The organism is Streptomyces sp. NPDC088147, from assembly GCF_044741565.1.
GTDB lineage: Bacteria > Actinomycetota > Actinomycetes > Streptomycetales > Streptomycetaceae > Streptomyces.
On record NZ_JBIUSY010000005.1, the window covers coordinates 281,484 to 293,490 of the forward strand.

Annotated in this window: 11 protein-coding genes; 4 read left to right on the forward strand and 7 right to left on the reverse strand. The window is 64.0% G+C overall.

The genetic code is table 11. The features are described from left to right. Positions 1-26: 26 nt before the first annotated feature. From ACIOGX_RS19305 to queC, 7 genes are all read right to left on the reverse strand, one after another. Positions 27-1,754, reverse strand: a complete 1,728-nt coding sequence (locus ACIOGX_RS19305) for a class I adenylate-forming enzyme family protein (protein ID WP_401915112.1) — start codon at positions 1,752-1,754, stop codon at positions 27-29. 141 nt (positions 1,755-1,895) lie between these two features. Then, positions 1,896-2,651 carry an SDR family oxidoreductase gene (locus ACIOGX_RS19310; protein WP_356512463.1) on the reverse strand — a complete coding sequence of 252 codons (756 nt, stop codon included), beginning with the start codon at positions 2,649-2,651 and terminating at the stop codon, positions 1,896-1,898. A 189-nt stretch (positions 2,652-2,840) separates the two neighbouring features. Next, entirely contained in the window at positions 2,841-3,317 is a 477-nt protein-coding gene (locus ACIOGX_RS19315; protein ID WP_401915114.1) for an SUKH-3 domain-containing protein, read from the reverse strand. A 1,669-nt stretch (positions 3,318-4,986) separates the two neighbouring features. Further along, on the reverse strand, positions 4,987-5,754 hold the full coding sequence (locus ACIOGX_RS19320; protein ID WP_401914596.1) for a GTP cyclohydrolase I FolE2: 768 nt from the start codon (positions 5,752-5,754) through the stop codon (positions 4,987-4,989). 3 nt (positions 5,755-5,757) lie between these two features. Next, on the reverse strand, positions 5,758-6,114 hold the full coding sequence (gene queD / locus ACIOGX_RS19325; protein WP_066947680.1) for a 6-carboxytetrahydropterin synthase QueD: 357 nt from the start codon (positions 6,112-6,114) through the stop codon (positions 5,758-5,760). Then, positions 6,114-6,749: a 7-carboxy-7-deazaguanine synthase gene (queE, locus tag ACIOGX_RS19330; protein ID WP_401914598.1), complete on the reverse strand. Its 636-nt coding sequence runs from the start codon at positions 6,747-6,749 to the stop codon at positions 6,114-6,116. The genes queD and queE overlap by 1 nt, the downstream gene beginning before the upstream one ends. 2 nt (positions 6,750-6,751) lie before the next feature. Further along, on the reverse strand, positions 6,752-7,462 hold the full coding sequence (gene queC / locus ACIOGX_RS19335) for a 7-cyano-7-deazaguanine synthase QueC (protein WP_401914601.1): 711 nt from the start codon (positions 7,460-7,462) through the stop codon (positions 6,752-6,754). 436 nt (positions 7,463-7,898) lie between these two features. Between queC and ACIOGX_RS19340 the strand changes: the two genes are divergently transcribed. Genes ACIOGX_RS19340 through dbpB (ACIOGX_RS19355) form a run of 4 tightly spaced genes read left to right on the forward strand, consistent with a single transcriptional unit; the run spans position 7,899 to position 11,993 of the window. Then, the gene (locus ACIOGX_RS19340; RefSeq protein WP_401914604.1) at positions 7,899-8,459 is read left to right on the forward strand and encodes a hypothetical protein; all 561 of its coding nucleotides are present in this window, start codon (positions 7,899-7,901) and stop codon (positions 8,457-8,459) included. Beyond that, on the forward strand, positions 8,456-9,598 hold the full coding sequence (gene dbpB, locus ACIOGX_RS19345) for a DGQHR domain-containing protein DpdB (RefSeq protein WP_401914607.1): 1,143 nt from the start codon (positions 8,456-8,458) through the stop codon (positions 9,596-9,598). Before ACIOGX_RS19340 ends, dbpB (ACIOGX_RS19345) begins: the two co-directional genes overlap by 4 nt. After that, a complete protein-coding gene (dpdA, locus tag ACIOGX_RS19350) occupies positions 9,595-10,848 on the forward strand; it encodes a tRNA-guanine transglycosylase DpdA (RefSeq protein WP_401914610.1) in 1,254 nt (417 codons plus the stop codon). Before dbpB (ACIOGX_RS19345) ends, dpdA begins: the two co-directional genes overlap by 4 nt. A gap of 47 nt (positions 10,849-10,895) precedes the next feature. Further along, positions 10,896-11,993: a DGQHR domain-containing protein DpdB gene (gene dbpB / locus ACIOGX_RS19355; RefSeq protein WP_401914613.1), complete on the forward strand. Its 1,098-nt coding sequence runs from the start codon at positions 10,896-10,898 to the stop codon at positions 11,991-11,993. Positions 11,994-12,007: the final 14 nt, after the last annotated feature.

A 12,007-nucleotide genomic window follows, 5' to 3' on the forward strand; every position in this document is an offset into this window, starting at 1 on the left:
TTCCCGTCATTCCTCGCGCGTGTGCGTCATTCCTCGCGTGCACGGATGTGCTCCACAACCGGGTCCCGCAGCTCACGCTTGAGGATCTTGCCGGTCGGGTTGCGCGGCAGCGGCTCCTCCCCCACGAGCACATGCGCCGGCACCTTGAACGCGGCGAGCCGACGGCCGACATGGGCCCGCAGTTCCCCGGCGTCCGTCCCGGCCCCCGGCCTGACCCGCACCACCGCCGCGACCTCCTCGCCGAGCACGGGGTGGGGGACGCCGAGCACGGCGGCGTCGACGACGTCCGGATGGGCGTGGAGTACGTCCTCGACCTCGACGCAGTACACGTTCTCGCCGCCGCGGACGATCATGTCCTTGAGCCGGTCCACGATGCTGACGCGCCCGTCATCCCGTACGACCGCGAGGTCACCCGTCCTGAACCAGCCGTCGCGGGAGAACGCCCGCGCGCTCGACGCCTCGTCCCGCCAGTAGCCGCGCACGAGCGACTGGCCGCGCAGCCACAGTTCCCCGACCGTCCCCTCGGGCAGGGTCTCGCCGGCCGGGTCCGCGATCCGCACCTCGGTGACCGGCGTCGGACGTCCCACGCTCGCCGGGAACCGCCGGTAGTCGGCGCCGAAGTTGGCGAGCACGCCGCCGGAGGTCTCCGTCAGACCGTAACCGTTACGCGCTTCGATGCGCTCCCCGTAGCTGGCCGTGAGCCGGGCGATCAGATCGGGCGGCGCGGCGGCTCCGCCGGTGGCGAGCATGACGAGGGATTCCAGCGGGTCGTTCCCGGCCGTCGCCTCGTCCAGCAGCTGGAGCGCGGTGGTCGGGACGCCCGCGTAGTGCGTCACCCCGTGCTCGTGAATCAGTTCCAGGGCCCGTCGCGCGTCCCACTTCGGCATCAGGACGAGCGTGCCGCCGACGGCCATCGCCGAATAGAGGCTGGTGAACGCCGCGACGTGGAAGAACGGGAACGTCATGAGCGTGATGGGCGCGGGCCCCTGGCCGGGCAGCTGCCCGCGCCCGAGGGCGGAGGCGGCGGCCTGGAAGCGCGGGTTCATGGCCGCGCCCGCCTGTGCGAGATGGGTGGCGACGGCGCCTTTAGGCCGTCCCGTCGTCCCCGATGTGTAGATGATGGTGGCATCGTCCTCGGGGCGCACCTCGATGTCGGGGGGCGCGGCGGCGGGATCGGGGGCGGGGAGTTCCTCGTACCGCTCCACGCCGACGCCGACTGCACCGACCGCACCGACCGCACCAACCGCACCGTCGGAGCTGTCGGAGCCGTCGGAGTGGAAGACGACGATCCGCACCGGCTCGCGCCCGCCTTCGCGCTCCCCCCGCCTCTCGGCCCATCGGCTGACGCGCGGCAGCCGCTCGCCGTCCACGAGCAGCACGCGCGGCGCGCAGTCGTCCAGCGCGTACGTGAACTCGTCCTCGGTCCACCAGGCGTTGAGCGGTACGGCGATCAGCCCCGCCAACTGGGCGGCCCAGAAGGCGATCTGCCACTCGGGATGGTTGCGCATGGCGATGGCGGCGCGGTCGCCGGGGCGCAGCCCGTACGTCTCGACGAACCGGTTGGCGAGGGCGGAGGCCGCGGCGAAGAACTCCCCGTACGTATACGTCCGGTCCTCCGCCACCAGGAACGGCTGATCGCCGAAGATCCAGGTCGGCTCGACGAACTCACGCAGGGTGCGCGGCCCTTCGGCGTAGACGAGCGAGCCGTTCTCGGCGCGTACGACGGCGAAGGGCGCCCCGGGCGCGGTGAGCATGTGCGACACGGGCACCTCGGGAATCTTTCCAAGCGCCAGCTCAGTACGAGGGCGACGCTACTCCACCGGCTGGATGGAGTCGACCCGGGCCGCCCCCGTCCGCCGCGCAGCGCGTCCCCGGCGGGCATGCGCGGCCGTTCATCAGTCCACCTGCGTCCCGCAGGTGATGTTGAGAGCGGTCGCGGTCATGGAGCGGGCACGGTCGGAGGCGGCGAAGGCGGCCACGTTCCCGACGTCCTCCAGCGTCGCGGCGCGCTTCAGCATCGTGCGCCGCTCGATGTCGTGGACGATGGCCTCGCGCCCGTCGAAGCCGGCGGGAAGCGTCTCCGCGATGCCCGCGGTCTGGAGCGTCAACGCCCGGATCCCGAACGGACCCAGCTCACAGGCCAGTTGGCGTCGCAGCGAGTCGAGCGCCTGAAAGGCGACCTGGAGCCCGCCCAGACTGAACTCGGGCGTGGGATCGCCGTACCCCCCGAACACGAGGATCACTCCGGAACGGCGCGGCTTCATATGGCGGGCGGCGGCGCGCGCGGTCAGGAAGTTCGTCCGCAGGGCGGTCACGACGGGCTGTTCGAAATCCGCGAGCGCCATGTCGGCGAGCGGGGTGCCCTGCACATCGTTGTGCGAGATCAGATTGAACGAGACATCGATGCCGCCCGCCCGCTCGGCGACATCGTCGGCATGCGCGTCCACGGCTCTCTCGTCGAGCGCGTCCAGGACGGCGGTCTCGACGGCGCCGCCCTCGGCCCTGATCCCGGACGCCACATCCTCCAGCGGCCCGGCGGTACGGGCGACGAGAAAGACCCGCGCCCCCTCGCGCGCGAAGGTCCGTGCCACGGCGCCCCCGACGGCCCCACTGCCGCCATAGATCACAGCGGTCTTGTTCCTGAGCAGCATGTCCGCTCTCCCCTTCTCGCATCCGAATGAGGCGCACGTACGCGCCACCACAACGAACGACTGCCAGGCCGCCCAGAACTCATCGCTCCGCCTGCTCGAACCCCCGCTTGAGTCCCCGCTTGAACCCCTGCTTGAATCCCCGCAGTCCGTGGAATGCGCGCAATGCCCGCTCGACATCCGGGAACGAGGTCAGACGAAATAGTCCTCCGCATCTTCCATCTCACTGCTCATCAGGCGGATCAATGCCTCGTACTTTTCGCGGCCGAGATAGTACGCCCCGGTGTGGTGCGAAAAGAAGAACCGACCGGTTTCGTCCATGAGTACGGTGGAGCCGTCGTACGTGTCATATCCGACAGGAAAGAGTTTCGTGTCGAGATCCCCGGCCAGCTCGGAGATCTCCTCGGCGTCTCCCTTGAAGACGAGATGCGGCGTGAATATCGCGAAGTTCTCCGGAACGGTGTCGATGACGGCTCGAAGGAACGCGTGCTCGCGGATGAAAGCGAAGGCAGGTGCGGAAGGCTCGATGTCCACGCCGTACGAACGGTATCGCCCGACCACGGCCGCGACCGCTTCGGACGCCGCCTCCTCCCCGACGTCGCGTCCCGGATGCCATCCGGCTTCTGCCAGCCACGCGTCTACTTCTTCGGCTGTGGAAACTAGCGGCATCGTCACCCTCGCTCCAACCGTGTGCCGTGACACCGATCAACGGAAGAATTCTTGAACCCGCGAAGAAATTCCACTACGCGGACGGAACGACGCGGGTCCCGGACATTCCGCTGGTACCACGTTCAAGAGCACAGTGTCACTGTCGGAACGACCAGCCGAAAGGGAGAACGGCCACCCGGTGAAAGCGACGAGGAGCGCGGCGGCTTCGACTGCGCCGAGCACGTGCAGCAGATTCCGGAATTCACCCGCACCCATCAGCTGGTCCACCCCTACCCCAGCGACGCGGACGCGGATCACTCACAACACCTCGACGCCTCCCTGTGGAACGGACGTCTCACCTCTACGGCCGCTCCCCTCCCACCCAGCTCCTCCACACCAGCGCCCGCCCGAGCCCCGATCCGGTACCCTGTGGATCGAGCGCTCTGGCGGGCGCTGCGCCGTACCACGCGGGCTCCGCGTGACCCTACGACGTAGCGGCCTACCCCCAAATCGCTCAGGGCTTGATCAAGAGACCTGGCCGTGACTCGTCAGCGAGATGCGCGCAAGGTTTCACGCTAGCCCCGCCTTCGTGGGGCTTGCAGAAAACTCCATCGGTGCAGGCCAGCGGGGTGGTCGCAGAGGCTTCGGAAATGGTCGGCTCCCGATTCGGGAACGTTCAGCGAATAGCTGCTGGTCAGCAGCACAGCCGGCCACAGTCCGGTTGACGGCGGTTGCTGTCGCTCAGCGCTTCCCCACAACGCCTCATCCCCTGTGCCCAGGCCGCCACTGTTGATCAACGTGGGCACCATGGCCTTCCGAGTACCACGCATCCGCCGCAGCCTGATCGTGCTGCTCTCCCACGACGGCCGGGCGGTGTTCCTGCGCAAACGCGCTGGGCACATCGCCTGACGCCACTGCAGTGGCCCGTCTCAGCCTGCCTTACCGAGACCAAGGCACTCAAACAGTGGAGGCGGTGTCACACCGCGCTTCCCACGATGACACGCGGAACCGTCACCGGCCGCATCTCCGTGATGGTCGAGGCGGAACTCCACCTGTACGCGATCGTCATCCTCAGACTGTCCGCACCGGACATCAGCTCACTGACCCACGACGGGAGTTGGCATCCACTCGCGCACCTGCCGGAGACGCCGATCTTCCGACCAAACCCCCACTACTCGTCGGGGGATACGTGGATCGCTGGATTCCTGACGGACCGATCACTCTGGACAGCTGAACCACCCGCAGGCACCCGTCGGCCCTGGTGCCACTTTCTCTTCCCTCAAGAATGAGACCAGTTCCGCAGCGGGTACACGTCCCAGGAAAAGCGGCGCAGCCGGGCCCGCTCGACCTCGCCGATGTCGCGGTGCGAGGGGTTAAGGTAGCGGCCGAGAACGACGACCGCCACGCGACGCGCGCCGACGGTCTTCAAGGCGGCGGCTGCGGACTGAACATGGTTGCCGGTGATCCAAATGTCGTCACCGAGAGGGACGGTATCGCCCCACAGTGAGCTGCTCCGAGTTTCGTAGAGTCCGAGGCCGAGGCACCGCCCTGTTGCTATCCCGGACCGTTTGGCTGGGCTTACCCCCACGGGCGTGCGAAGGTGCAGGTCAGCCACATCATTCCACGGTTCCGTCAAGGCAAGCCCCGACCGGAGCAGGCCATGTGGCACGCCCTGGATTGAGTGCGGGGCTCAGCCAGCGATGTATGCGATGGCGTCGTGACTATGGATGCTTTCTAGGTTGCAGACCCTCACCGAGTGACGAAGACCCCGCTCGCGGCAGACGTGGCTGACTTCGCGGGCAATGTCTTCGACGAACACAGGGTGGTCGTACGCCTGCATCGTCAGCACACGTTCATCTGGACGCTTTACCAAGGGCACGACGGGCGCGGACGCACAGCGTTCCAAGAGTCGTACGGCCTGCTGCACCCCAAAAGGATAGGGGGTGTCCCCGTGCCCGGTCACGGACAGCATGACACGGCTGCGCTGGTTGTGGGCGCCGTAGTCAGAGATCGCTTTCGAGCACGGGCACAGACTGGTGACCTCGGTGGTAACCGACGTGATCACTGTCGTGTCTCCGTCGTCCCAGCGGCCGTCGAACCGGACATCGTGGACCTGAAACGACTCGGCGCCAGTCGCAGGCGCGATCACCGTCGTGCTCAGCGGGATGGCTACCGACACTGCGAGCTCCGGTGCATCCAGGAGGTCCGCACCGACTTTCAGCACGTGCGGCAGCCTGCGCGGGTCGAACCGGCGAAGGTGCTCGTGGGCAAGAGCCACCATGCGGCTCATGTGGGTGCCACGGCGGTCATGCTGGAGCCGCACGGTCACTTCGATCTCGGCAATCCCCTCCTGGCGGAGGTGGCCGTCCTCGAAGTACAGCGGGTAGCGCAAGCCGCTGATGCCAACGCCGTCGATCTCGATGCCGCGGGTGTCAGTCTCGTTCTGGATGTCGTGCATCGCTCACTCGCCCCGATAGGTGCAGCCGGACGTGCACGTCTCGCGAACGGTGAGCGCAGAAAGGTCGGGCAGGGTCGGCTTCAGTCGCTCCCAGATCCAGCGGGCAAGAACTTCGCTCGTCGGGTTCCCCAGGCCTTCGATGTCGTTGAGGTAGTAGTGGTCGAGCCGTGCTTCGAGGGGCTTGAAGGCCTTCTTGAGGTCGCCGAAGTCCATGACCCAGCCCGTCTCAGGGTCGACGGGAGCCTCGACGTGGACGATGACCTTGTAGGAGTGGCCGTGCAGGCGCTGACACTTGTGACCCTCGGGCACGTTGGGCAGGCGGTGCGCAGCCTCGAAGGTGAACTCGCGGAAGATTTCCATTACTCAATTCCCAGGTACTTGTGCGTCTGGAGAGAGAGGATCCAGCGCGGGTTCTTCATGCAGTAGTCGACCGTCGCCGTGGTGTTGGCTTCAGCGTCCGGGCCGTCCATGGGCTGGAGCCGGAAGTACTGGAAGTCCAGGTGCTCGAACTGACGGGGGTCGCCACCCAACTGAGGGTAGACGAGCTTCAGTTCGTCTCCGCTGGTCACGATCAGTTCGGATCCGATCTTGGGGCTGACGCAAATCCAGTCGATGCCGTTCGGCGGTACGCGGGTGCCGTTCGTCTCGACGGCTACCTCGAAGCCTCGGGCGTGCAGCGCGTCGATCGCCGCTTCGTCGAGTTGTAGGAGGGGCTCGCCGCCGGTGCATACCACGAAGCGGTGCTCTCTGGACGACGACGGCCACGCCTGCTCGACGGCTCGAGCAAGGTCGTCCGGGGTGCTGAACCGGCCGCCACCTTCCCCGTCGGTTCCGACGAAATCTGTGTCGCAGAACTGGCAGATCGCACGGTGACGATCCTTCTCCAGGCCCGTCCACAAGTTGCACCGGGAGAAGCGGCAGAATACGGCTGGACGGCCGGCGTGACTCCCTTCGCCTTGCAGGGTGTAGAAGATCTCCTTGACCAGGTAGGTCATTCTCACGCGCCCTGGTACTGCACGGGGTCGGTGACGCAGGCCTCGGCGAAGCCCTTGAGGCGGAGCAGGCAGGTCTCGCAATGTCCGCATGCCCGCCCCTGCTCGTCCGGGTCGTAGCAAGAGGAGGTGAGGGAGTAGTCCACGCCGAGGCGCAGGCCCTCGCGGACGATGTCGGCCTTCGACATGGCGATGAGCGGCGAGTGGAGCTTGAGACTCTGCGTGCTCTCGACCCCGGCGCGGGTGGCCAGGTTGGCCATGCGCTCGTAGGCCTCCATGTACTCGGGGCGGCAGTCCGGGTAGCCGCTGTAGTCGACCGCGGTCACTCCGGTGAAGATGTCGCTCGTCCCAACCGTCTCCGCATAGGCGAGGGCGAAGGAGAGGAAGATCGTGTTGCGTGCCGGGACGTACGTAACAGGGACACTGCTGCCGGTGTCCCTGGCGCCAGCGTCGTCCAGAGACTCGTGCTTCGGAACGTCGATGTCCGACGTGAGCGCGGATCCGCCGAAAACTCGCAGGTCGATGTCCGCGATGACGTGCCGAGCGACCCCCTGCGCCTCAGCCACGCGCTTCGCGGCCTCAAGCTCCACGCTGTGCCGCTGCCCGTAGCGGAAGCTCAGCGCGTACGGCGTGTAGCCCTGGTCCTTGGCGATCGCCAGAACGGTCGTTGAGTCCAGTCCGCCACTCAGTAGAACGATCGCGGGACGCTCCGCCATGCCTGCTCCTAGTTAGCTCCGTGTGTACTGCGGCAGCCTACGCGAAAAGTGACAGGTAGAGTAACGACAACAGACTGGTAGTTATGAGCGTCGGGAGCCGAGCCGCGTGAGGCAACTTTCACTTGTGGTCACATGCACTGACCGTAAGGCTGTGGCGCCGGAAGCCTCACTGCACGCAAGGTCACTGCCAGTTGGGACCGCGGAGGAACGCTCGACCATCTGGAAGAGGCGCGTCGCAGACGCCTCCGCTACCCAGCCACTCGACAGGCTCTACTGCGGCGACCACTGGACGCAGTCGCGTCACCTCGTCGCTACGGCCGCCAAGGCTGGTTTCGACGCACGGCTATGGGTCGCGTCCGCAGGCCTCGGTCTTCGGCCAGCATCCGAGTCGGCCCCGGCATACGCGGCGACATTCAGCACGCGACACGCTGACTCGGTGGCCACCTCTGCGGACGGAAGCGCCCAGTGGTGGATGCACCTTCAAGAGGAACAAGGTCGCACAACATTGCAGGAACTCGGAAAAAACGGACCAATATTGATGGTTCTGTCTGAGGTCTACGCGAAAGCCATGGAAGCAGAACTCCGAGCTCTGGGTGCCGTTGCGAGCGAGGCACTGCTGGTAGGCGGTATCGAAGGAATTCCCGGCATCCGAAGAGTCGCCTCCGATGCAGGGCTGCGACCCGCGCTCGGCGGAACACTTACGAGCCTCAATGTGCGCATGGCTGCCTCCTGGCTCCAGCACTGCGAAGACAGTCGACTGACCTCTGAGGCCACCAGTTCTGCCTGGCACGAGTGGGCGTCGGCTGTACCGAAGCCGGAACAACTCAATCGTCAGCCCATGACCGATGCACAGGTCATCGCCTTCATCAGGCATGAGATGGGAACTCAACCGAGGGTCTCACGGACACGGCTGTTGCGGATCTTGCGCGACAGCGGCCGAGCATGTGAACAGAGCAGGTTTGCCAGCTTGTTCAAGCGAACCATGGGGGATCAGTGACCGAGAACCTCATCACGCGCAGAGCTCTGCGCATCAATCAGCACCCCGGCATCCCTTTGTACCTCTTTGCATTGGAAGCCGGAGAAGTCGACCTCGTAGCCGACGTTGCGCGGATCTCTCGCGATGAAGCCGGAAAGCTCCTCGGCTACCAGCGACCTGAGAAAAAGCAGCACGTAAAGCAGATCTTGGAGTATCTGGATGGGGACGAGGTGCTGTTTCCGAACGGACTCATCCTCGCGCTTCCTTCCTCAGTGCGTTTCAGGGGAAGCCGTGGCCCGAACCCTAGCGACGGCCTTGCAACCATTGGGATGCTTGAGATCCCGCTGCCAGAGTCACGCGAGGCTCCACGTCCAGCTCTGATCGTTGATGGCCAGCAGCGGAGCCTGGCCCTTGCGCGTACTCGGAATTCCAAGTTGCCTATCACAGTGGCCGGCTTCGTTTCCGAAGATGTGCATGTCCAGCGCGAGCAATTTTTGCGGGTGAACACAGTGTCGCCGCTTCCCAGCGACCTGGTTTCCGAACTCCTGCCGGAAGTGAACACTCAGCTACCCACCAAACTCTCGTCTCGAAAGCTTCCGGCGATCTTGGTGAATGCACTAAGCCAGGATGGCGACTCACCCTTTAAGGGCCTTATCAAACAAGCGTCGACGACAGCTAGCAGGAAATCTGAGACTGTCGTTAAGGACAACAGCCTACTTCAGGCGATCACTGCGTCATTGTCGCCTTCCGGGGTGCTCTTCCCTTATAAGGATTTGTCCAGCGGAACCATCGATACGAGCACTATTCGCAAGATCCTTGTCGTTTACTGGACGGCCGTGCGGGACACCTTTCCGGACGCCTGGGGAATCTCCCCCAACAAGAGCCGACTGATGCACGGCGTCGGCATTCGGTCAATGGGGCAGCTCATGGACCGCGTCATGGAGCGAGTGATGTTTGAAGTAGACATCAACTCGGACGATGCCTACAGCAAGGTCATGGCCGAATTGGCTCTGGTCGAACCCTACTGCCGCTGGACCAAGGGGCGCTGGCCCGAGATTAACTACGCCTGGAACGAATTGGAGAACATCACAAAGCACATCAACATCCTGTCAAATTACCTGATTCGCGTTTACCAGAAGGCAAGGACGGGCGCAGCGTGAGGTTCTACTTTCCGGACAGCCAGGACCAGGTCAGTCCGAGCTATGACTTCCTCAATGACGAGTATTCTCCTTTTCGCGTCCGGCAACGGGACGATTTCTATGCCCATCAGGCTGTGAAGCCGGCACCGTATGACGGCATCCTGGTCAGCAAGGCCATTGTCGACGGATCCGTCAAGGGGGCGGGTAAGTACAGCGCACCGCAGCGTGAACGGCTCTATCGGCTTGGCGTGCGGGACTTCTTCAGGCTCCCCAAGACGATGAGCAGTCTTGGAGACTGCGGAGCCTTCAACTACATCGACGAAGAACGCCCACCCTACACGGTTGATCAGGTACTCGACTTCTATATCGGCTGCAAGTTCAACTCCGGGATCAGCATCGACCACGTAATCTTCGGATATGATCCCGAACTCACCGAAGATGATGCAAATCCTGCATGGGTAAAGAGACGTGAGATCTCACTGGAGTTGGCTGAAGAATTCATTTCTGGTGTCAGATCGCGCAATTCCAAGATCCTCGAAGAAGACGACAAGATCGAACCGGTCGGTGCAGCCCAGGGATGGAGCCCGGACAGCTACGCCGACAGCGTTGCTCGACTTCAGAGAATGGGCTATAAGCGAATCGCCCTAGGCGGCATGGTTCCACTGAAGACGCCCGAGATCGTGGAATGCCTCAAGAAGATTGCGAAAGTTCGCGAACAAGGAGTTGACCTCCATCTCCTCGGAATCACTCGCGTCGACAGCATGCAAGATTTCGCAAAACTCCACGTAGAAAGCTTTGATAGCACTTCCGCTTTCCGTCAGGCCTTTATGGATGAGCGCAACAACTATCACACCGCGGATACGGCCTACACGGCGATTCGCGTTCCGCAGGTCGACGGAAATCCAGCTCTCAAGCGATTGATCCTAGCCGGCCTCGTATCCCAATCCGCAGCAATCAAGGCCGAGCGAGAGTGCCTTCAATTGCTGCGTGATTACGACAAGGATTTGGTGGATGCCTCAGAGGTCTTGGATGCCTTGCGCCGCTACCAGGTGCTCCTCGGCGACGCCAAGAAGCTGAAGCAGTTGGACAACCAACTGAAGCGATACGGCGCCACGCTGGCTGACAGGCCATGGAAGCACTGCACATGCGACCTCTGCCGGGAACACAAGATCGAGATGGTCATATTCCGTGGGTCTGAGCGTAACAAGCGCCGCGGATTCCATAACATGACGGTACTCGAAGCAAAGATGCGCAAGCTGTCGTTCACATAATCACCCAGAACGCGCATAACATCCAAAGTAACCCAACAGGAGTTGATGTGGCCGACCGCTACGAGCTGAAGCTACCCGCCCTCAAGATCCTCCAAGGCACCAAGGAGATCTACTGCTTCGCCGTCGACGGCAAGAAACTGCATGACTTCGCCGCCGTGTCGCGCATCCGCCGTGATGACCAGAAGCGGTTGCAGGGGTACCAGCGGCCCGAGGTCCTCAGCCACATCCGCTCAATCCGCCGCTACCTCGAGTCCGAGGGAGCGATGCTCCCTAACGCCGTGGTCCTCGCATTCGACGAGCGGGTGAGGTTCGAACCAGCGGTCCGTAGTGGCGATGTGAAGTACTCCATCCCGGGCGAGCTGATCATCCCGGTCGACGAGTCACTGGCCGACGACGAGAAGCCGGCCTGGCTCGTGGACGGACAGCAGCGCAGCGCCGCCATCAGGGATGCTGACCTCGCTGAGTTCCCTGTCGCTGCCGTGGGCTTCATCGCGTCCGGGCAGGAAGAGCAGCGGTCGCAGTTCATCCTGGTCAACTCCACCAAGCCGCTCCCCAAGGGACTGGTGTACGAGCTTCTGCCCGAGACCACCGGCCAACTGCCGCGCTCTCTCGCGCGCAGGGCACTCGCCGCGAGGCTCATGGTGCACCTGAATATGGGGGACGGTCCCTTCAGCGGAAGGATCAGCAGTCCCACATCCCCGACCGGAGACATCAAGGACAACAGCGTTCTGAAGATGCTGGAGCACAGCATCTACGAGGGCGCCTTGTACCAGTACCGCAACGCCACCGATGGCACCGGGGACGAGGAGCGGATGCTGGCCCATCTGATGGCCTTCTGGACGCCAGTGGCAAGTATCTTCCGCGAGGCGTGGGGGAAGCCCCCGAAGGAGTCCAGGCTGACCCATGGGGTGGGCATCCAGGCGATGGGCTTCGTCATGGACCGGCTCACTGCGGATGTCCCGGTCGACAAGGTCGACTGGGATGACGTTCGTGCCATTCTGCGTGGGCTGGAAGAGCACGTGGCCTGGACCACGGGGAAGTGGAACTTCGGAGATGACCATCAGCCCAACTGGAACAGCCTGCAGAATACGTCCAAGGACGTACGGCTGCTCAGCAGCTATCTGCAAGCCCGAGTCAGCGCATAGCCCATAGCTCGCGC